This window comes from Bacteroides sp. 2_2_4, assembly GCF_000157055.1.
Lineage (GTDB): Bacteria > Bacteroidota > Bacteroidia > Bacteroidales > Bacteroidaceae > Bacteroides > Bacteroides ovatus.
In genome coordinates this window covers 214,963-236,926 of sequence record NZ_EQ973365.1, presented here as the reverse complement: position 1 = coordinate 236,926, position 21,964 = coordinate 214,963, and the positions used below count along the sequence as shown (strand labels likewise).

The window sequence follows — 21,964 nt, the reverse complement described above, 5'->3', positions numbered from 1 at the left end:
CTCTAGCAGTCTCCGTACCCGTATTTATGATTGCTGTTTGCCCATAGACAGCGTTCGTCCTGTCCAGCAATGCCACTGAATGAACAGTGTTTCTGATAGATGACGCCACCTCTTTATAACTACAAGAGCTAAATAAATTTTGCTCTGACAAGTGTGCATAAACCAATACGTTAGTTGTTCTGAACCGGTTCCATTCCGGAATATCTTCTCCCTTGTTATCCTCATCACTACATGAAACGAACAGGCAAGAGATGACACATATAAATAGCAGATATAGATAGTTTGATTTCATATTTCATTCATTTTACAAATTCAACTTCAGCAAACAAAGCCCTGTGGTCAGAAACCTCCGGATTAGATAAAACTTTAAACGATTTCACTTTCCACTTATTCTGTGGAAGTCCGAATATATAATCAATCTTGATTGTCGGCTGATCTGCCGGATAGGTGAATGTATCATCACAGATTCTCTGCCAGTTCTTCATTACCTCACAAATCACATTAGAGTCGGTCCGGGCATTAAAATCTCCCCCCAGCAGTGTCGGGGTATCTCCCGTACCAATCCGCTCATTAATCTGTTCGGCCATTGCGCTCCTTATCAGGTCTGTCGAATGATCCAGGTGAGTCGTTCCTATCCTGATTACGTCTGAAGTTCCCGGTTCCTGAATATCTACATATAATAGCGTCCGGGGTTCTTTGGCTCCGTCTATCCCTTCAAAAGTTTTGTTATTGATATAAACAAAAGGATATTTTGAAAGGATAGCCACTCCATATTCTCCACCCCCAGTATCCATCGCTTTCCCGAATACGGAAAACAATCCCAACTCCGCAGCCAGTTGAGTGGTGAAATCCTGATTTTTGTTCCTTTTTGTGTTGTAATCTATCTCTTGCAACATTACAACATCCGGATTGTATTTCCTGATAAATACAGCATACTCCTTCACCGAGTAACCAGTCATCTGTCCGGACATCCGGCAATTATAGCTCATTATTTTAAGAGCCTGCGCATACGTACTTTGATACGCAAAGAAGAAAAGGCATACCCATACAATGGGCTTTAAAAGTGCTTTCATAAATTTGTTTTTGTTATTAGATTAAGTTTACTTATTCAACGGTATATGTATATTCTGATATTTTTTTAAAGCTAACCGGTGTTATGGATTGCATCACCTCCAACACATAGTTCAAATCGTTCCCTTTACAAACGAAGTCGTACGTAAACGAAGCAATCTTTTCGTTTTTAACTGTAATCTCTATATCAAAATGACGCGAGAGTGTTGTAAGCACCTCTTTCAATGATGCATTTCTGAAAATAAGCCGGTTGCTCTTCCAACTCGAAGCATCATCGTGATATCTATCAGTTTTTATTTTTATTACATTACTCCTTTTCTCATAAACTGCAGTTTGTCCGGGAAGCATTTGCTGCATAGGCCTGCGGCTTTGCACATGCCCGATATTTATACTTCCTTCGTCGAGTGTAGTTTTGATTACCTTATCCGAAGCGTATGCTTTTACATTGAAACACGTTCCCGTCACTTGTATTTTCACATTCTCGGCAAGCACCTGAAAAGGGGATTTCTTGTTTTCTGCTATCTCAAAATAAGCCTCTCCCTCCAGCGTAACATTCCTGTTGTATTTTGCAAACTGTTCCGGATAGGTCAATTTAGAATCGGCATTTAACCACACCCGGCTACCATCAGGAAGTAATACAAGTAGCTTCTCACCCCTTACAGCACAAACCTCCCGATAAACAAGGTTTGCCTCACTATGACTTTGATAGAAATTATATCCTACACCTATCACAAGCAAAACAATTGCACAAGCTACCGTCCACTTAAAGAACAATGGCATCCTTATTCTCCTGTTCTTTCGTTTTTCTTCCCGCATCACGGCTTCCTGAATATTCTTATAAATGCGATATTCATCAAAAGGAGGCAATTCTCTGTCGCCCAATTCGAGCTGTTTACCTTCTATTATCCTTTGAATGTCGTCATCCATATATTTCCCGATGCCGTCAACTACTTCAAAGTCCTGATTTGTATGTTTCTTTTTTGATTTCATATTTCAATATCTATTAGTAATACACACTGTTACAAAAAAGTATTATACAGACTACGTTAAACCGTGTTAATTCAAGAGAACGTTCCATATCAGCAAAAAGTGATAAAACTACATCATACAATAAAGCAACAATAGGCTAAGCTCTCCCACTGTCGCGCGAATCTGCTTCAAAGATTGGCTATATTGAAATTTAATTGTATTGATCGAAAGATTAAGTTTATCGGCTATTTCCTGATTGGAGTATTTTCCCGAAACTTTCATTTCAAAAACCTTGCGGCGTTGCGGCGAAAGTTGCTCAAGAGCTTGCTGTATGATGTTCATTTGTTCTTGCTTAAGGTTTTCGTTTTGAGAATTGTCTTCCAATTCCAAAACCATTGAAAGACAATCCTCAAGCAAATAGATATTTTTCTTTGAATCTCTCAACGTATTGAGCAGATCGTTCTTCAACATCGTAAAAAGGTATCTGTTTATAGGTTTTGTTTCGTCGATCTCTTCTTTTTTCAGCCAGAGTTTTAAGAATAAGTTCTGCACGGCATCTTCAGCCAATTCTTTATTCAGCAAATATTTAAATGCCAAAGAAAAGGTCTGCGCCGCATACGTCTTGTATACAATACTAAATGCCAGCTGGTTCCCCTCTTTCAGAGCCTTAACCAAAGCTTGGGCTTCATCCTGTGAGTATTTCTGGGACATCTTAATCATTTTAAATATGAAAATAAAAAGCTTATTATATCAAGTCCTTATTTTCAAATATATTAATTCTTTCTGATATAGCATGATTCGCGAGCAACAAATGAAACAGGCCTCTTATTTATTTCACCAGTCTTTGATATTTGCTGAATAAAAAGGTGGAGAATGATAATAATCCGTCAGTTGTTGAATGAACATCTTTTCGAGTATCCTCCCGATCAGTTGCATTTACCCAACCTTCTTCTATTTCTTTTAATTCATCTTCAAGTTGTTTCTGATCCACCTCTACACCTTTCTCGGCCGCTTTGATGAATGTATTGATATACACCTCCCAGCGTTTTGCATAATAATCACTTATCAGCCCGGCCCACGAACGACTGGCATAATCGTTCAGGCTTCCACCCCAAGTAGTAATCAAGTTGCGAGCATTCTTTTCATAATAGTCTTTCAACTGGGGAGAATCTCCCATCTTCCGCGCATCATCAATCCATTTATCCAGCGAACAGTAAGGATGAAAGGCATTCAGCTTATCCAAATCATTCAATATCTCCTTCATTTTCTCGCCGCAAGCTTTCAAAGCCTGATGGTCTTTAGTTTCAACCATCCTGTCAAACTCCATTTTCACATCAAGAAAGTAGTTTCCAAGCACCTGTCTACCTACAGTAATCAAATCCAGGCGAAAAGCATCTCTCCGGTCAGAAGATGCCTCATTCAATTTTCTCCAGACCTCTAGTAGTTCAACATTGCTGTACACATTACTTGTCCGTTTTTCACTGTTCTTATTCAATGCAGGGCGATACCCGGGTAAGGTACCCAATGTGCGCGGCACCTGTACATAAATGTCATTGAATAATCGTTTCCAAGCATCGCGCACAGACTGCGACACACATCCCACATGTCTGTCAGCCAGACATTCAATCCATTTATTATCATCTACATTCAGGTTCCATGCTTTCTCAAGAATGTATTCGTAGGGAAATTGCATCACATCCAATCCTTCCAACGTAGAGCCGATTCCCTTAAGGTTGCCTCCACCGTTAATGAGAGCATTCTCAAGTCGTGCGCCACTTTCTTTGACGTTACCTGTCAAAGTTGTGTTTCCCCCGAAATTGCCCAGATAACACCAAATATAGGGCTGATTATGAAAATGCTCTGTTCTTTTCCATAATTCAACATTTTCACAATGATAATCAAGTAATATCATTTTATTCTGTGGCACTCCTGTCAGCAAAGCCTTCATTCGCTCGGAAGTCCATTTATCTTTATCAAAATAAAACATCCACGTCATTTGCATCCATTGGGCTTTGGGATCGGCAGCCGTCAATGTAGCGTACATATCCGATGCTATCTTCCGCAAATATTCGGGTTCGAAACTGGGCGGGTCAACCTCGTTGAAAGGATCTAAACCATAAATATGATCGGTTCCGAAAAGTTTTTTTTGTTCATCAAGAAATAACTTCTGAATTTTCGCAAACAAAGCATCGTTAGGGTTCAGAAAGTTACAACGGTATGCATCAGCAAAGCCAGCCCATTTGCCCAAATGTTGAATATCGGCCTCGGGATAGATCCGTTTTAAATCGGCAGGTACATGTCCGGCGAAGGCTGGTAATACGGGCTTCATATTCAATTCACGCTCACGTGCGAGTATTTTTTTCTGCAAGCTTACCTGGTGTTCCAGCCATTCCATCGGCAACGGACCGTTCCAACGATCTATGTTAGCCATCCGATGCCAGGGCAGATACGGCGGTCCCGTGAAGTAAGAGCGTATTTCGATGTCCGACATTCCCATTTTCGACCAGACTTTATGCCACACGGCTTCTTGTCCGGTAATTGCCAAAGGCATATTTATACCATTAAGGGCCATCCAGTCAATAAAGCGCTCCCATTCTTTCCATTGCCACCAAGGCATCGTGTAACCATACGTGCAGTAATTCAGGAAAAAGCGAGTATCCACTCTCGCTTCCGAAACCACCTTCTCACCAACCATCGGCAATTCTTCAGGAATTTCAACGGCTATATCCGCATACCATGACACTGTAGTGAGACAGTAATATTTTAGATAATGGTTCAGTCCCATCGCCATTGAATTGGCATTGTTTCCGCCAATTACAATTTTATCTTTTACAGACTCTATCGTAAAGCAGTCTTTTTCTCCTTTTAACTTTTGAAACTGAAAACTCTCGATGTATGACGGAAGCAAACGTTTCAATAATGCTTCCGCAACAGCTACGTCTTTGTCTTTAGCCTGAAGAACCAACGACATAAGCAGCATAACCAGACACGTGTATACACTTTTTCTTTTCATCCTGATTTATAATTTTATATAGATTTTTCTTTTTAACAAAACATATCCCAACAGCCCATTGAACAACAGGAAAAATACACCGTACATAAATGAACCGAAGTAATTTCCGAATAACGGGTTAAGCAAATTACTGAATACGGCCGTATGGATATGCCAATGCACAAGTAATCCTCCGGCTATACAACTAAACACATAAATTACAAGCGGATTCGCTCCAAATGCTTCAAAAAACGAAAACCACTTTTTATTCTGCTTCACATCAATGATATAAAGCAGCAATGCCAATGACAATGCCGCAATCCCACAAGTGAGCAAAACGAACGAAGGAGACCACAAACGTTTGTTCAAAGGACAGGCATAGCTTAACAAATAGCCGACAAACAACAGCGTGGTACCTATAAGAAATAGATTCAGCATCCGGCGGTCATTGTCTTTAATGTCAATGATTATCTTTCCGCAAACAAAACCGATCATCACTTGAGACACAGCGGGAATCGTGCTAAGTATCCCCTCGGGATCGACAAACTGGCGGCCCTGAAGATACATGTGGTTAGCCCCTAAAATAGCCGAATCAATCATGCCGACGATATTATCCACACTTTTTTCAAATCCGTTTCCAAATAACTGAAAAATAAAGTAGACAACCAGCAAGATAATAGCTAATGGCATAAAACGCTTATGCGGTATTGTTACGGCCAATAAGGCTGTAATACCATAACAAATCCCAAGCCGTTGCATAACTCCCATCAACCGGAGCTGACTCAAATCAAAATAGTTACCACTATCGATTGATGTAATGAACCACTCCATAACCAGACCTATAAATATTAATAAGAGACTTCTTTTTATGATTTTCGCAATGGCCGGTCGACACTGGAAGTTATACTTACACAAGGAGATGTAGGTCGAAATACCCATCAGGAACATAAACATCGGAAATACCAGATCGGCCGGCGAAAAGCCATCCCACTTGGCATGTGCAAAAGCGGCAAAGTTATACCCGCACTTTCCTGTATTGTTGACCAAGATCATCCCGGCAACAGTAATACCCCGAAGTACATCAAGCGAAAGTAGCCGTTTGTTCGGATTCATAATATTTGATTCTTTTAATTACTTATTATATATAAAATAGTCGTTCCGGCAGCTAACACTATCCCTATAAGCGATTCATAAGGTATCAGCTTCAGACGTTCCTTAAAGTTGAGTTCGCATACGCCTCCTGTCGCATGAAAGAACGAGCCATGTGGCAAATGGTCAAGAACTGTAGCTCCGGAATTAATCATAGCTGCCCCCCAAACCGCAGAAATGCCTATAGCCAATATCGTTTCAGCAAACGAAGAAGAAGCCAGTGTTGCTCCGGCTGTTGTCGATGCGGTAGCCGCCGACATCAACGCGCCTGATATAGGAGCAATCAATGCATCACTAATATGAGCATGATCCAATCCTGTAAGAATCCAGTCTTTCAAAGAAGAGTTCTTTATGATGCCGGCAATAGTTCCGGTTCCTATCAACAGAATAGCTACCACAGACATCTTTTGCAGTCCATACGCTATACTCGGAAGAATGTTTTTCCATTGTTTCATACAGATAGCACCACATAAACCACCTACCGGCAACGCTATCAAAGGATCGATATTGATTCCTGCCGCAGGACGTAATGCCAATAAAACAATCGTAACAACAGGAGCAATCAGACTGGTTCTTAACGAAGGCAGATTTCTCTCTTCCTCTTTATCCTCTGTTTGCATCATCGTTTTTTTGTTTTTCACTGTTTGAGGCATCAGACGGACAATAACAAAAACAGTGAAAAACAAACCGATCACTGCCGGTAAAATATTGGCAAACATTACAGCCGATAGATCTGCATTAAAATTTCCGGCTGCTATAATGGTGTTCGGGTTAGGTGATATGATATTTCCACACTTACCTCCTCCGATCATAGCAATAAGTAACACAGATGGAGACAGGTTTAGACGCTTGCCTATCGAAAGAGCCACCGGCGCAACGGTTATCACAGCCACATCAATAAAGACGCCTACCGTACAAAGCAACATCGTTGCGAGTGCCAATGCCATAAATACCCGTTTTTCACCCATTTTGTTTATAATCGCATTGGAGATGACCGTGGTAGCTCCGGTTTGTATTAATATGCCTGACAAGACTCCGGCTGTCAGAATCCGCAATACCGCCGGGGTGACCTCTTTCACTCCTTCGGTCATCACCGTTACGGTCTCATTTAAAGATAGTCCTCCCAACAACCCTCCGACTATCGCTCCGATAATCAGACTGTATGTCGGAGAAAGCTTTCTTATGATTAACAGTATGGATAATGAAAGCCCGATTAATGCGCCTATCGCTGTCATTGAGTATTATTTAGTAAATTGTTTTATGATTCTCACCACCTGTCGCACCGTTCTCTCTATGTTTTCTTTCGTAAACTCCGGTTGCATCGCTTCTTCAAGTGTTACCGGAAAAGGTTGAATAGGCAGTACGGCAGTAAACCCCATCCTATTAAGCGCTTCGGTGGCTTCGACCGCTCCCCCCAACGCTATCACCGGAACCTGACATCTCTCACCGACACGTAAGATTCCGTCCAGCGCTTTTCCCATACAAGTCTGGCGATCCAGCTTCCCCTCTCCGGTCAGTATCAGGTCTGCCTGTCGGACGACCTCCTCGAAACGAAGCGTTTTCAATATAACTTCTATTCCGGATTGCAATTCTGCATTCAAAAACGGAAGCAGACCGCCTCCCATTCCTCCGGCTGCTCCAGCACCGGGAAGCTGCGATATATCCATATTTGTATATTCCTTTATCACCTGTGCATAATGCCGCAACCCATTGTCCAACTCTATCACTTGCAAACTATTTGCCCCTTTTTGGGGAGCATATACATAGGCCGCACCCTCTTTTCCAAAAAATGGGTTACTAACATCACAGGCAATCGTAAATTTACTTTCCTTCAATGCCGGATTTAATTGGGAAATATCTATTTGATGGACTTTTATCAGATTTTCGCCGACAGGCTCCAACTCACCGTTTCCGCTATCTAAAAAGCGTGCACCTAAAGCCTTCAGCATACCTATTCCCGCATCATTCGTAGCACTTCCGCCGATCCCGATAATGAATTCCCGACACCCGCGTTTTAATGCGTCAGCAACCATTTCTCCAACTCCATAAGTCGTAGTCTTCATGGGATTTCTTCGATTTGAATCAATCAATGGCAGACCGCAGGCCGAGGCCATTTCGATAATAGCCATCGCACCATTGTTTACGATACCATACGATACTTCAATTGGCTTCATGAATGGATCATGTACCCGACATGACACCATTTGGGCATGAAGGGCGGAGCATAAAGCTTCTGTAGTCCCTTCGCCGCCATCAGCTATGGGGAAACGTATAATCTGACAGTCGGGTAATTCCTCCTGAATCGCTTTTTCGGCAGCTTTTGCTATCTCAAAAGAACCGACCGAACCTTTAAACGAGTCGAATGCCAATACAATCTTTTTCATAAAAGCTATCACTTATTTGTTTTCTCTATTAAATTCAATGCAGCCTTGACCGGATCATCAAACGGAGTCGTACTGTTGCTCCAGGGAGATGTGATCCATTGCTCCTCCCATTCTCGGATTTTATTCCGGTCTTTTGTAAAATAGAGCTGTATACGAGGGATATAGTAGTCTTTAATCAGCCCGCTCCAGAAACGGGCAGCATAATCTTCCTGAATACCACCCCAACTTGTAATCAAGCGTTTGGCATTTGCTTCATAAGCATCTTTTTCCTGAAGAGTTGTTCCGCTATTGCGCGCAAGTTCCACCCATTCTTCTAATCGATATAAAGGATGAGAAGCCAATAGCTTGTCAACGTCCATCAACAAATCAACAGTTTGTTGCAGATTACGTTGCGCTGCGAGAACACGATTCTCCGAATCATCTTTCAAGGCCTGCTTATAAAAATTTTCAGCTTTAGCCGCTACATAATACGAAACAAACTCTATGAGGTCGTTTCTGTATAATTCAGAGCCTTTCAGTTCGTCAGCGCAACTAACATACAAACGTATAGCTTGCAAATAATCATCACTAAGGTCAATTTTACTGATCCGCCGTTGATCGGGAATTACAGTTTGCCAGGTAAAACGGGGGTATGAATACAAAGAGCTATATGCTGTCTTCCGAAAAAGTTTCCAAGCTTCCTCCATGGCATCGGGATATCCCCCATAACGGGCCTCACAGTATATCTTCATCCAATCGTCCAGATCGATACTGTCTGATGACCATCCCATATCGGCTAACAGTTCGTAAACAACCTCATTGTTTTCGAGTCCTTCAGGGGCAGAACCGAACCCAATCAAGTTACCTTTATTTGCGGCACGTAATGCTTTGACCGAGGAACTAGCATACATGTCCAAGTCTCCTGTCATGGTGTTTTTCCCACCAAAGTTGGGTACATAGCTGAATATCCATTTCTTTCCGTAAAACCCATCATGTACTTTCCATGTTTGCTCGGTGTTCCACACCCATTTCGGATAATCATTGCCCAAATCAATGATAATCATTTTATCATCAGGTACATTGCTTAACAAGGCTTTAAGCGATTCTTTATCCCAGAATGAATGTTGATATCCGAATGTCCATCCCTGTGTAACCCAAACGGCATCCGGGTTTCCGGCTGCAATTGATTTATAGATCGTTTCTCCATACTCGGCCAATAACTTATATTTCGCTTCTTTATCTTCCTTATCGATAGGCAGCTCCATCTCATTAAAACTATCCGAGAGATAATACGTATTTTCTCCAAACTCTTTTTCCCACTCTTCGACAAACAGTTTGCCTATCTCTTCGAAAAAAGGTGAATCCGGTGGCAATACATAGGCGTTGTACTCTTCATCAAAACCACCCCACCGCATGTGCCGGAATTGTGTGTCGGGATGTTTCTGGACGAATCCTTCCGGCACGAAACCTGCAAACGCGGGTGCTATGGGCTGCATACCCAACTCGCGCATACGGGTCAGGATTTGATGCTGCAAAGCGATTTGGTTCTGTTGCCATGCATCAGATAAGGGACCGTCCCACTTGTTCAGATTGCCCATGCGATGCCAGGGAAGGTGTGCGGGGGCAGTGAAAAACTCACGGATTTCTTCTTTGTTCAATCCCATACGCAGCCATACCCGTTCCGCAATGGCTTCGCTGGCCACAGTAGCCAAAGGCATATTTACACCATAAAGAGCCATCCTGTCAATTTCCTTTTCCCAACGCTCCCAGTCCCAGTAAGGAGTAGTGTAGCCGAATGTACAAACATTAAGGAAATAACGCAACTCATAAGGGGACACCTGTTCATACAATTCATAATCGGGCCACGGCATCACCGACGTTATATGTTCACCGCTCCATGTTTTCATACTCTTGCAGGCCTCTTTCATGTACGTATGAAAAGCGTAACAGATAGCAACGGAGCTGCTTCCCCTTAGGGTAAGCCGGCCGTCGCTTGCTATCACTTCGAATATATCTTTACCGTCGGATGGTTCGATATATTCAAAGTGGATAGACTGTGCTCTTTCCCCAATCTGACGTTCTATTAACTGTTTGGCGGGGGTGATAATATCCGTCTTAGGCTTGTGGCATGAGCAGAAAAAAAGCGTTGTTGAAATCAATAAATACTTGATTATTGTATGTATCATAGAAAATCATAAATGTTATAAGTGAGTATCAATATTTTTTCTTCGATGCTTCTTTCACATATTCCAGTTCCGTAATAATCGGTAAATGGTCTGACAAAAGCGACTGAACAGTTTGTGTACTAATCACACGCCATCCTTTTTGCGGGTAAGCAAACAAGTAATCGATCTTAATCACAGGTTTCCATGCCGGCATTCCAAAATCATCGTTGCTTGCAGCAAACCAGCTATCCATACCACGTATTGCCTCCGAGTAATGACGCGCGTTGAAATCACCTCCCAAAATTACAGGATATTTATAATTTTTGAAATGCCCGGTAATAAATTTTATTTGCTCCGCCCGTGTTTCTTGAGAGTTGACGTCCAGATGCGTAGAGGTAAAAACAATGGTATCATTACCCATTTCGAATAATCCCTCCAGCATGGCCCGCCTCTCATGCTCTTTGACCGGATGGGGCAGCATTATCTTTTGGACAGAAATATATGGATATTTACTTAACATCCCAATACCGTAATAACCGGTAGAATAGTCAATCGTTTTTCCGTAAAGCCCAAACATCCCTGTATGATAGGCAAGTTCGGATATAAAATCCTTCCCCTTCTGATGCGGGGTACGCTTACGGTCTGTTTTGCTATCCACTTCCTGAAGCGCCACAAAATCAGGTTTGAAGGATTTGATGTGATGAGCAAGTTCCTCTAAAGATGCCAGTTCGCCAAATCTTAAATTATAGGTCATTACCCGCACCCGTAGAGTATCTTGCGCATAGGCAACGCCCAAAGTCAGGCATAAAAACAATAATAAATATTTCTTCATTGAATACATGGTTTCTATTTTTTTATGATTACTTTTCCCAGCCCGGATTTTGTCCTAACAGAGGATTCTTCTGACGCTCGGGATTAGGCACGGGCCACAAATAATGTTTCGTTGCGTCGAAGTAGCGTGCTCCGCCTTCCGCGGTAGACTTTTCGTAGATAACATCACCAAACTCATCTACTCCGGTATCGGGATACGGGTTGGCGCCCAAATCATTCATACAAACTTTCAGGCTGGGACCGGTGATGGCACGTCCAAAGCGAAGTTCGCCTTCACGCCAGCGCATCACATCGGCGTATCTTGTTCCTTCACCTGCCAACTCAATGCGACGTTCTCTTCTCAATTCGGTTTCGAGATCCATCCCCCATGCGCCAAGTTCGTCAAGGTTCATACGATGCATATTCACACGATCTCTAAGCCTGTTGATGGAGTAATCAATCTGTGTTTGTGTCAGTTTCTTGCCTTGTAGTTCGAAAGTGGCTTCGGCATAAATCAGCAAGATTTCGGCAAAGCGGATGACATTGAGATTCCCATGCCCACCCACACTCGAACCGGCCAAATCAATATCGTTATACTTTTTCAGATAGAAACCTGTACGGCTATTTGCCCCCACACGGTTATTATCTTGCAATGAAGCAAAACGAGGCAGATTAAATATCTCGTTGGCCTTATCCGTATCAGGATCACCGTCATCTCCTCCCGGCCATTTGTCACCCGGAGCATATAAAGTCATCTTCATTCTAGGATCTCTGTTCTGGAAATAATCCACATAATGCTCTTCAGGCGACTTGTATAACGATGAGGTCTGCACACCGGTCTTTTTATAATATTCCAATCCGGTTTTTGCCGGTTTACCGTCTGTACACAGATAAGCATCCACTAATGACTTCGTTGGATTGAGGCGTATATAGTCTGTCGGACTGCAAGTTTCATTGGGCAGACTTTGTGTACGGATTTCAGGTACAAAAAGGCTATATACGATGGCTTCGATATTTTTCGGATCATTCTCGACATCCCCTTCGTGATGAAATAGTTTTTCATATTCATACAGGCCATAGGGACTGTTTTCGATGATATATTCACTCGTTTTTGCAGCCAGTTCCCACCTTTCGTTTTGCAAGGCAATACGTGCCAATATGGCTAAAGCGCCCCAGCGGTCGAGTCTTCCCAGTTTGTCGCCTGTATACCTTTCTTCAGGCATGCGCTCTGCCGCCCATTTCAAATCCTCGACGAGCTGGTCAATGACTTTCTCTCTGGGAGTACGTTCGATATATGCATCTTCGGGCTGGATGACTTCTCCTACCCAAGGTACATCACCCCAAAATGTCGTGAGGTAAAAGTACATAAGCGCCCGGATGGTTTTTACTTCTGCAGCATAAACGTCCTTCTTATTTTGAGCTACCTGCGCTTTATTATAGTTGTCCAGAAAATTATTGCAGCGATAAATATAGCTATACGCTCCTGTCCAATAGGTAGTGAAGGGGAAGCCGTCAGTATAAGAGTGCTTGCCTCCCGAAACCTTACTTAGTCCACTAGTAATATTCCCCCACATAACAGTTTCGGCCGTCGATTCACTCCAATTCACGAGATAGTCTTTTTGTAAAGCTTCGTAACAGGGAGGCAAGGCATTTTTAAGCTGATCTTCATTTACCCAGAATGTTACATTGTCCGGCTCGTTAGGGTTCGTTCTATCCAGAAAATCGCTACATGAGGTAACTATACCAAAGAAAGCAATGATTAAAAAGTATTTTGAGTATTTCATCTTTATAGTCGTTTAATAGGTTAGAATGTTATTGATAATCCAAAAACATAGGTTTTTACTTGCGGATAGACATCTCCGCTGGTGGTCCTCACTTCAGGGTCATAAGCTCCGAAGTAATCGGTTTTAGTAAACAAGTTATCTGCCGAAGCATATACTCTAAGACTATTAATACCAAGAGGTGCCACCATTCGGGCAGGAAAACGATAACCTATCTGAATATTCTTCAGGCGCAAGTACGATGCATCCTCTTTCCAGTAGTCACTGAAGAGTCTGTTGTGCTCCTGCGACTGATAAAGTCTGGGATAAGAAGCATTTGGATTCATAGGCGTCCATCTGTCAAGATGCTCTTTTTTAGGGATTGAGTAGTCATTGATAAACGCATGCCGAGCCTCATCCTCAAGGTAACCGGCAACTTTGCCTACGCCTTGCAAATAGAAACTGAAATCAATGCCTTTCCATTCCAAACCACCCTTGATTGCATAAGTGTAATGGGGCTCTTTCTCGCCAAACACCACTTTGTCGTAGTCATCAATTACCCCATCGGGAGCGCCGTCAGGACCACTGATGTCCCGATACTTAATATCTCCGGGCTGTACAATGCCGTTTTGTGATGCAACAAGAGGAAATTTTGGTTTCTGGTACTTACCTGTAGTTGTATTCACCGATTCGAAGTCATACACTTGCGCCAGCCCATCAGTCAGATAACCATAGAAAGCACCTATCGGATCACCTACCCGACGATACGAACCGGAAGCCGTACTGGTCAGCGACTCCGGAGTTCCACCCAAATCGGTAATCTTATTACGGGCGTCCGACAGATTGAACCCGAGATTGTAATTTACACTTCCGATCTTATCACGCCATGACAGATTAAGTTCCCATCCTTTGACATCAATCTTACCAAGATTGACATAACCTACGTTACTACTGGAAACCCCGACAATAGCCGGAACATCGGGACGAACCAATGCATCAATATTTTCTTTCTTATACCAATCAAAGTCCACATTCAGTCTATTGTTCAAAAAACTAAGGTCTACCCCGAAATTAAGCATGCGGATGGTTTCCCACTTGATGTCGGGATTACCGATTTTGTTTTGCCAAAGTCCCATAACAGGTGTATTAGAAGCTCCGATAGGATAAGACTCTTCGGTTATGATAGGTGACAAGTAAGGGTAGTAATTACCGGGAATGTTTTGATTTCCCAACTCACCCCAGGAAGCACGCAGCTTACCCGAGCTCAATACCGAAGTAGCGAACTCCATGAATTTTTCACGTGAGAAGTTCCATCCTGCCGAGAACGATGGGAAATATCCCCAACGATTGCCTTTGGCAAATCTCGAAGTTCCGTCGGCGCGCAGGTTAGCTTCAAACAGGTATTTACCGTCAAAAGCATAGTTGACACGACCAAAGTAAGAACGTAAAGCCCACTCGTCTTTTGTTCCGCTATTCATAAAATTAATCATTCCGGCACTAATAACGTGAATATCCTCAACCATCACATTATCACGCGTAGCACCCAGTGTGCTTCTATTTTCCCACTCTTGCGAAAATCCCAACAATGCTCCTAACTCGTGGCGCCCTATGGTTTTATTAAAGTTCAGGGTGAATTGCAGCGTTTGGGTCATAACGTCGAGATGGCTTTGTGAGATATAGTCCTTGGCATCTTCATTTGCTTTCAACGGGCTACCGTCCGAGTAATAAGACAACATCTTCGGGTTAAACTCATCCACTTGGCGGGTATATATATTTGCAGAGTACTGCATACCTACGTTCAGTCCGTCTATAATTTTGAGATCTGCATTGAAAATACCATTGAGCACACGAGTTTTCCGTTCTTCCATTCCCGACTCATAGGCTACCTGCAAGGGGTTACGTACCGAACCGTACGACCAGTTCTCACTATCTACCATCCGGCCATTCTCATCAGGAATTTGCCACATGACGGGAAGTAACGGAGACATACGCTGTGACAGGCGGAATACTCCTGATGTGCCGCTATAACCTAAGTCCTTTTTATAGAAATCGACATAGCTCATCTGTCCGGTCAGTTTCAAACGATCATATACCTCCGTGTTTACACTGATACGCGCATTATGTCTTTTGGAACTATATCCGTCACCTACAACCAGTCCATCCTGATCCAGAAAACCATACGACATAAAAAATCCGGTTTTCTCGCTTCCCCCCCGTGCGCTCACATTATGCCCCGTTTGAAAAGCCCGGCTTTTGTATATTTTGTCAATCCAGTCAGTATTGGAATATTCGTTGGGATACAGTCCCGAATCATATTTATCGAAAGCCTCTTGTGTATAGGGCTTGGAAAATCCGGCAGCACTCATGGCTTCATTGGAGAGCTCCATGTATTCCCTTCCATTAACAAGTTCGGGCAATGCTGTGGGAGTCTGGAATCCGGCATATCCGTTATATTGGAATACTACGCGCTCTTTCTTTTCTCCCTTTTTAGTCGTTACAAGAATAACACCGTTAGCGGCACGTGCTCCATAAATAGCTGATGAGGCGGCATCTTTCAGTACTGATACGCTTTCGATGTCCGAAGGATTCAATAAGTTAATGTCTCCCCCGGCTACTCCGTCAATCAAGATCAAAGGTGCTGTACTACTATTGATGGTTCCCGTACCACGAATGTTGATGCTGGGCACAGCACCCGGCTGCCCCGAAGAGGAAACAATACTAACTCCAGGCAACAATCCTTGCAGCCCTGTAGTTACGTTAGTTATAGGCCTGTTCTCAATAGCCTCCGCTTTAACCATAGATACGGCACCTGTTACATTCACTTTCTTTTGCACGCCATAGCCTACAACTACTACATCTTCCAGGCTGACAGCATTTTCTTTCATCACCACGTTTACTGTCGTTGCTTTCGCTATGACGCTTTCTTCACGATAGCCGACGTATGAGTACCGAAGTGTACTTCCATAGGGTACCTTGATGGAATACTGACCATTGATATCGGTGATTGTACCCGTAGTCGATCCCTTTACCGATACGGTGGCTCCGATGATCGGTTCCGTATTCTCGTCAGTAACTTTACCTTTCACATACAGTTCCTTTTTCTCTCCTTGCGAATCAACAGGGTCAGTTTTATTTTGATATTCTTTATTATAAAATAAAATACTGTCATCCAGGAAACGGAACCCAATGTTAGTCCCTTTTAGCAAAAGAGTTAGTGCTTTGTTTACATCTGTGTCTTTTACCTCCAATGACACTTTCCTACTCGTATCCACAAATTCTTTGCTATAGGCTACATTCATCAATGCCTTCTCTGCTATCTGACTGATAGCTTCTTTAAGAGGAAGCTCTTTGATACTAACCGATATTTTTTGCTGTTGTGCATAAACAAAAGCAGTGACAAATATGCACATTAGGGTTACAATACACCTTCTGCCGGTGGATGAAAAAGGAGAATCTTTTTCCATAATATTAGTCTTTAAAGTTAATAGTTCAATATCTATTAGCTAATACACAAGAGATATTAAAAAGTATTACGGCAAATAAGTTAATGAATATTAATTCGGGAAATATAGGAGAACTTGCCGGAAATCAATCCATACTTGATAAAAAAGAAAGAAAACACTTTAAAGGTATCGTTTTTAAAAGAAAATATAAAGGGGTAGATAGTATTTTCTCATTTAATGCATAAATTAGTGTCTTTACCTGAAATAATTAATATCTTTGAGTGCACAAATTAATTCATTTGACTATAGTGTTTCTTTCGATAGACTATAGTCAAATAAAAGAAGCACTATAGTCAACGTTTTAAATGACTATAGTCAAACGAATAAAATCATGTAGCCGGAGACAATATTTACTGAATAACTAAAAACAAAATAAGACATGAGTGTTTATTACGATCTTTATGCCAGTGGCAACCCACAAAAAAAGGATGAGCAGCAACCACTTCACGCACGAGTGATTCCATCAGGAACTCTTGATGCTAAGAAGTTTATAGAATTAGTATCTAAAAGTAACGGCTTCAGTCAGGCCACCATTGAAGGATGCTTGCAAGCAGTCACCGATGAGTTACAACATTGGTTGAAACAAGGCTGGATTGTGGAAGTCGGAGAATTAGGTTATTTCTCCTTATCGCTGAAATGCGACCATCCGGTAATGGAGAAGAAAGAAATCCGCTCTCCTTCCATCCACCTAAATAAAGTAAACCTCCGCATCAACAAGAAATTCCGTGAGAGTTTGGAACCATTGCCGCTGGAACGCATGGAATCACCTTACCGAAGCAATGGCAATCCCGATGAAGACAAATGCCGTAGCCTCCTTATGCAACATCTGGACGAGCAAGGTTGTATCACCTGTGTCGATTTTACGAGGCTGGCCGGCATAAGTAGGTACAAAGCAACCGAGCTGTTAAATAGCTATTTAAAAGAGGGAATCATACGAAAATACGGAGGAGGCAAGACGGTGGTATATTTAAAAAGATAATTGGCATTTCCTCCAAAGATATTTTTATCCTTGCTTCTTTCTGCACATCGGCAAACTTAAAAATTACTGCTAGTTAAAATTTTAATCTATAGAAATGTATAAGTAGGCTATTTTTATGTGCATTGCCAGTATTTGGATGAATAATCTTCCGAGAAAAACAGGCTAAAGCATCTATTTATATAACCAATCGCATTAATGTAAAGATTAATAAACACACAAACAACTATAAAACAATCGATTGGATCAATATTAATTATTTTATTAACGCACTTCTTCAAAATTGCTTGCACAGCAAATTCCGATACCATATCTTTGCATCGTGATCACAAAATAATAACTAGATTTACTAACGATTAAAACTATTAAAAATTATGGCACTGAAATATGTAGTCAAGAAAACAACCTTTGGCTTTGATAAGGAAAAAGCTGAAAAATATGTAGCTAGACCATTCAACGTGGTTACTGTTGATTTTAAAATGCTATGCGACCAGGTAACAAAAGTTGGATTCGTTCCACGCGGTACTGTAAAATCCGTACTCGACGGATTGATTGATTCACTGATAACGTATATGGAGATCGGAGCTTCGGTGAGCCTTGGAGAATTCGGAACTTTCCGTCCTTCTTTCGGATGTAAAAGTCAGGATGATGAAAAAGGAGTAACTACGGAATCCCTGAGAAACCGTAAAATTATTTTCACTCCAGGAAATTTGTTTAAAGGTATGATAAAATCGATCAGTATCCAGAAGTTGGATAGTTCGAAAACCAATAGCTCCACTACCCCTGATGATGGTAATGGAGACGATAAAGGAGAAGGAGGTGGTAGCGGAGAAGCACCGGATCCGGCAGCATAAGCAACGTATCATTCATTAATATTTAGAGACAAATCCGGCTTGAGTTTGCTTAAGTCGGATTTGTTATTTCTTGAAATCACTTGTTTTTCTCACAGAAAATCCCGATTATTGCAGCCTAATACCAATTGAAAGAACCTCCATGAAAAGAGTTGATTCTGTTATATCTCTCATATACTCTCTCTCAAAATCAAGAAAAAAAACACTTCTCTTTGCAAGTGGTCAAAGACAAGGAGGAGAAAGACTATCTGGTCATTTATGATATTATCACAAAGAGTAAACAGCCAAATGGAAATCTGGTAAAAGATGAGTTCTATAAACGTCGGCCAAATGGTTCTTTTGAAGTGTCTATCCAATATTTATATGAAAAACTGGTAGAAACTCTGCTCACTTTACGCAAAAAGAAAGATGTCTATTATGATCTATTGAACAATTTATGTAAGGCTCGTATGTTGTATGAGCGTTCACTGTTTGAGGAATGTTTCGAAATCTTATCTGATACCATCAAACAGGCACAATTTTACGAAAACAATGAAATACTGACCCTTGCACTAAAGTTAGAATTAGAATACCTGCTTCGACTAAACTTCCCCAATATGACGGAACAAGAGCTTTTCCATAAGCATTTTATTCAGAACGAAGCACTAAAGAAAATCCGGAAAATCACGGAACAATCGTCTTTACACAACTTATTAAAATATCGTCTTTCTCACATTGGCTCCATCCGGACATCCAAACAAAAACAGGATATGAATGACCTTATGGTCAATGAACTCTATATAGCCGCTTCCTCTGATTCAGAAGGTAATTTTGAGTTGACACGAAATCATAAACTCTTCCAGGCAAATTATTTAATGGGGGCAGGAGATTACAGGGCCGCTTTAAATTCATATAGAGAGCTCAACCTATTATTCGAACAGAATCATCAATTTTGGTCAAATCCCCCCATCTATTACTTGTCCGTGCTCGAAGGAGTGCTAGGAAGTTTACGGACAGTAGGCGGTTATGAGGAAATGCCTTACTTTCTGGAGAAATTAAGGAAACTAATTGTAGAAGATTCTTCACTTGAATTCAAAATAAACGCAACCTGCTTACTCTTTCAATATGAGCTATTTCCTTATCTAGACAGAGGAGACTTTCCAAAATGCACAGAACTAATGAACCGTTATAAGGAAACTCTCTACGATAAAGAAGCATGGTTAAGCCCGATTCGTAAAAGCGAGCTATTTCTCTATACGACCCTCATACACATCGGTAACCAGAACTACAAAGCCGCAAAAAAATATATCAGTAACGCCATTGTAGACCATAACATCAAGTACCTGCCATTGATGAGAACCATTCGTCTGGTACGTCTTATAGCTTACTATGAAACACAAGAATTTGAACTAATACGATACGAATCCCGTTCCATTACCCGTAATTTATCTTCTCCCAAAGAGCAGACCTTTAAAACCGAACACATTGTTTTATGGTTCTTAAATAAAAGTAACCTGCCCATTCTGCGAAAAGACAGAGAAGCTTTTTTGGAAAAACTCTATCCGGAAATCCGGGAATTGTACAATGATAAATATGAAAATCAGTTATTACGTATTTTTGATTTTACCGCATGGATAGAATCAAAAATACGAAAAGAGAACCTTTCCGAAGTCCTCAAACAGCGTACAAATGCAAAAGAATTTTAAAAAGATAAAGTCTATTATCTATATTTCTAATGCAAGAAACAGTTCTTTCACTCCTAGATTTATCCATTTTAAATTATATAAATCCACTAAATATCATAAATATCAACTTACCTATAAAAGGTATAACAGATAGTTATATACCTAATTTGAAATTATATAAATGAAGTATTAATGTAAAACTCAAAGCATTATTATTTCTTTTATTTGCATCATCTTAATTATTAATATTATGGAAACTATATCTAGCAATCGACCCAAAATCGTAGTTATCGGAAGCTGTAATACCGATATGGTTGTGAAAGCCAACAGACTACCTGTCCCCGGAGAAACCATTCTAGGTGGAACTTTCTATATGAACCCCGGAGGAAAAGGAGCCAATCAGGCAATCGCAGCAGCCCGGTTGGGAGCGGAAGTCACCTTTATCTCCAAGATTGGTTACGATCTATTCGGGCTGCAAGCTTTGGAAATATACAGATCTGAGAAAATCAATACTGAATTTATATTCACCGATCAGAAAAGCCCGTCAGGAGTAGCTCTTATTTCTGTCGATTCGTTTGGTGAAAACAGTATTATTGTAGCACCTGGTGCCAGCCGTTCGCTTTCAACAGAAGATATCAACAAGGCTGAAGAAAAAATCAAGGAAGCTGATATTATACTTATGCAGCTTGAAGTTCCAATCGATACAGTAGAGTACGCTGCTACTATTGCCAACCGATACGGCAAGAAAATAATACTCAACCCGGCACCTGCCTCTACTTTGAGCAACTCCTTTTTAAATAATGTACATACTATATTACCTAACCGCATTGAAGCAGAAATGCTATCGGGAATTAAAGTAATGGATATCGAAAGTGCGCATCGGGCAGCTAAAGCTATCGGAGAGAAAGGAATAGAAAATGTAGTCATCACTTTGGGAAAAGACGGAGCCTATGTGAAAGAAAAGGACGAATATACCATGATTCCTGCTAAAGAAGTAGAAACAATCGATACTACCGGAGCAGGAGATGTCTTCTGTGGAGCATTCAGTGTTTATCTATCTCAAGGACATTCGTTGGCCGAATCCGTAAAATTCGCAAATGCAGCGGCTGCCATTGCCGTCACACGTATCGGTGCCCAGAGTGCTATTCCATACAAAAGGGAAGTCAACTTATAGAATAAAGAAAAGCCTAGGTCTATCACATAAATCTGATTCAAATGAAAGTAGTAGTTATTGGAAGTTCAAACATCGACATGGTTGCACAAGTCAGCCATCTCCCGGCACCCGGCGAAACAGTCGGAGATGCAAATTTCATGCAGTCCCTCGGAGGCAAAGGAGCCAACCAGGCTGTGGCGGCAGCCAGGCTTGGCGGCTCTGTGACGTTTGTCACCTCTTTGGGGAATGATATGTACGCGGATATTTTAAAAAATCACTTTAAAAAAGAAGGTATCACCACCGATTACATTATTGATGATGTCAATCATCCCACAGGAACCGCACTTATTTTTGTGGCCCACAGTGGTGAGAACTGCATTGCAGTAGCTCCCGGAGCTAACTATTCTTTACTACCCGGTTCAATTACCCATTTCTCAGAAGTAATCGATGAAGCTGATATCATCGTCATGCAGGCTGAGATTCCTTACGAAACAATTAAAAAAATAAGCTCTATCGGCAAAGCAAAAAGGTAAAAAGG

General features: G+C 41.5%; 16 protein-coding genes and 2 pseudogenes. 6 read left to right on the top strand and 12 right to left on the bottom strand.

Annotated elements, in window-relative coordinates:
- From BSCG_RS28995 to BSCG_RS06495, 12 genes and pseudogenes are all read right to left on the bottom strand, one after another.
- Positions 1-292 (bottom strand): annotated as a pseudogene (locus BSCG_RS28995) (hypothetical protein); the annotation flags it as partial.
- 7 nt (positions 293-299) lie between these two features.
- The gene (locus tag BSCG_RS06445; RefSeq protein ID WP_004302417.1) at positions 300-1,073 is read right to left on the bottom strand and encodes an endonuclease/exonuclease/phosphatase family protein; all 774 of its coding nucleotides are present in this window, start codon (positions 1,071-1,073) and stop codon (positions 300-302) included.
- 31 nt (positions 1,074-1,104) lie between these two features.
- Complete coding sequence (locus tag BSCG_RS06450) at positions 1,105-2,061, bottom strand: FecR family protein (RefSeq protein WP_004310716.1); 957 nt, start codon at positions 2,059-2,061, stop codon at positions 1,105-1,107.
- A gap of 108 nt (positions 2,062-2,169) precedes the next feature.
- Positions 2,170-2,751 carry an RNA polymerase sigma factor gene (locus BSCG_RS06455; RefSeq protein WP_004317492.1) on the bottom strand — a complete coding sequence of 194 codons (582 nt, stop codon included), beginning with the start codon at positions 2,749-2,751 and terminating at the stop codon, positions 2,170-2,172.
- A 118-nt stretch (positions 2,752-2,869) separates the two neighbouring features.
- The gene (locus BSCG_RS06460) at positions 2,870-5,053 is read right to left on the bottom strand and encodes an alpha-N-acetylglucosaminidase (protein ID WP_032849684.1); all 2,184 of its coding nucleotides are present in this window, start codon (positions 5,051-5,053) and stop codon (positions 2,870-2,872) included.
- Positions 5,054-5,059: 6 nt separating this feature from the next.
- On the bottom strand, positions 5,060-6,145 hold the full coding sequence (locus BSCG_RS06465) for an acyltransferase family protein (protein WP_008776896.1): 1,086 nt from the start codon (positions 6,143-6,145) through the stop codon (positions 5,060-5,062).
- A gap of 14 nt (positions 6,146-6,159) precedes the next feature.
- Positions 6,160-7,416, bottom strand: coding sequence for a GntP family permease (locus BSCG_RS06470; RefSeq protein WP_004296444.1), 1,257 nt, complete (start codon positions 7,414-7,416; stop codon positions 6,160-6,162).
- 6 nt (positions 7,417-7,422) lie between these two features.
- A complete protein-coding gene (locus BSCG_RS06475; protein ID WP_032849683.1) occupies positions 7,423-8,565 on the bottom strand; it encodes a glycerate kinase in 1,143 nt (380 codons plus the stop codon).
- 8 nt (positions 8,566-8,573) lie between these two features.
- Complete coding sequence (locus tag BSCG_RS06480; RefSeq protein ID WP_008776894.1) at positions 8,574-10,730, bottom strand: alpha-N-acetylglucosaminidase; 2,157 nt, start codon at positions 10,728-10,730, stop codon at positions 8,574-8,576.
- 28 nt (positions 10,731-10,758) lie between these two features.
- A complete protein-coding gene (locus BSCG_RS06485; RefSeq protein ID WP_004310723.1) occupies positions 10,759-11,550 on the bottom strand; it encodes an endonuclease/exonuclease/phosphatase family protein in 792 nt (263 codons plus the stop codon).
- A 19-nt stretch (positions 11,551-11,569) separates the two neighbouring features.
- A complete protein-coding gene (locus tag BSCG_RS06490) occupies positions 11,570-13,303 on the bottom strand; it encodes a RagB/SusD family nutrient uptake outer membrane protein (protein ID WP_008642600.1) in 1,734 nt (577 codons plus the stop codon).
- Between the two features lie 20 nt (positions 13,304-13,323).
- Complete coding sequence (locus BSCG_RS06495; protein WP_004310725.1) at positions 13,324-16,743, bottom strand: TonB-dependent receptor; 3,420 nt, start codon at positions 16,741-16,743, stop codon at positions 13,324-13,326.
- Between the two features lie 83 nt (positions 16,744-16,826).
- Here BSCG_RS06495 and BSCG_RS30095 point away from each other — a divergent pair, with 83 nt between their 5' ends.
- The 6 genes and pseudogenes from BSCG_RS30095 to BSCG_RS30785 all read left to right on the top strand — a co-directional run bounded on the left by BSCG_RS30095 (position 16,827) and on the right by BSCG_RS30785 (position 21,959).
- Positions 16,827-16,967: a hypothetical protein gene (locus BSCG_RS30095; protein WP_008776892.1), complete on the top strand. Its 141-nt coding sequence runs from the start codon at positions 16,827-16,829 to the stop codon at positions 16,965-16,967.
- 194 nt (positions 16,968-17,161) lie between these two features.
- A complete protein-coding gene (locus tag BSCG_RS06500) occupies positions 17,162-17,761 on the top strand; it encodes a DsbA family protein (protein ID WP_008776891.1) in 600 nt (199 codons plus the stop codon).
- A gap of 371 nt (positions 17,762-18,132) precedes the next feature.
- Positions 18,133-18,612 (top strand): DsbA family protein, encoded by a 480-nt coding sequence (locus BSCG_RS06505; protein WP_008776890.1) that lies wholly within the window; start codon positions 18,133-18,135, stop codon positions 18,610-18,612.
- Between the two features lie 139 nt (positions 18,613-18,751).
- Positions 18,752-20,294, top strand: a pseudogene (locus BSCG_RS06510) (hypothetical protein).
- Between the two features lie 229 nt (positions 20,295-20,523).
- A complete protein-coding gene (rbsK, locus tag BSCG_RS06515; protein WP_008776887.1) occupies positions 20,524-21,447 on the top strand; it encodes a ribokinase in 924 nt (307 codons plus the stop codon).
- 41 nt (positions 21,448-21,488) lie between these two features.
- Positions 21,489-21,959 carry a PfkB family carbohydrate kinase gene (locus tag BSCG_RS30785; protein WP_008776886.1) on the top strand — a complete coding sequence of 157 codons (471 nt, stop codon included), beginning with the start codon at positions 21,489-21,491 and terminating at the stop codon, positions 21,957-21,959.
- The last annotated feature ends 5 nt before the right edge of the window (positions 21,960-21,964 follow it).

Coding starts and splice junctions, on each gene's coding strand:
- BSCG_RS30785 (WP_008776886.1), top strand. CDS start 21,489: ATGAAAGTAGTAGTTATTGGAAGTTCAAACATCGACATGGTTGCACAA.
- BSCG_RS06500 (WP_008776891.1), top strand. CDS start 17,162: ATGAGTGTTTATTACGATCTTTATGCCAGTGGCAACCCACAAAAAAAG.
- BSCG_RS06455 (WP_004317492.1), bottom strand. CDS start 2,751: ATGTCCCAGAAATACTCACAGGATGAAGCCCAAGCTTTGGTTAAGGCT.
- BSCG_RS06470 (WP_004296444.1), bottom strand. CDS start 7,416: ATGACAGCGATAGGCGCATTAATCGGGCTTTCATTATCCATACTGTTA.
- BSCG_RS06490 (WP_008642600.1), bottom strand. CDS start 13,303: ATGAAATACTCAAAATACTTTTTAATCATTGCTTTCTTTGGTATAGTT.
- rbsK (WP_008776887.1), top strand. CDS start 20,524: ATGGAAACTATATCTAGCAATCGACCCAAAATCGTAGTTATCGGAAGC.
- BSCG_RS06475 (WP_032849683.1), bottom strand. CDS start 8,565: ATGAAAAAGATTGTATTGGCATTCGACTCGTTTAAAGGTTCGGTCGGT.
- BSCG_RS06460 (WP_032849684.1), bottom strand. CDS start 5,053: ATGAAAAGAAAAAGTGTATACACGTGTCTGGTTATGCTGCTTATGTCG.
- BSCG_RS06450 (WP_004310716.1), bottom strand. CDS start 2,061: ATGAAATCAAAAAAGAAACATACAAATCAGGACTTTGAAGTAGTTGAC.
- BSCG_RS30095 (WP_008776892.1), top strand. CDS start 16,827: ATGAATATTAATTCGGGAAATATAGGAGAACTTGCCGGAAATCAATCC.
- BSCG_RS06495 (WP_004310725.1), bottom strand. CDS start 16,743: ATGGAAAAAGATTCTCCTTTTTCATCCACCGGCAGAAGGTGTATTGTA.
- BSCG_RS06505 (WP_008776890.1), top strand. CDS start 18,133: ATGGCACTGAAATATGTAGTCAAGAAAACAACCTTTGGCTTTGATAAG.
- BSCG_RS06445 (WP_004302417.1), bottom strand. CDS start 1,073: ATGAAAGCACTTTTAAAGCCCATTGTATGGGTATGCCTTTTCTTCTTT.
- BSCG_RS06480 (WP_008776894.1), bottom strand. CDS start 10,730: ATGATACATACAATAATCAAGTATTTATTGATTTCAACAACGCTTTTT.
- BSCG_RS06485 (WP_004310723.1), bottom strand. CDS start 11,550: ATGTATTCAATGAAGAAATATTTATTATTGTTTTTATGCCTGACTTTG.
- BSCG_RS06465 (WP_008776896.1), bottom strand. CDS start 6,145: ATGAATCCGAACAAACGGCTACTTTCGCTTGATGTACTTCGGGGTATT.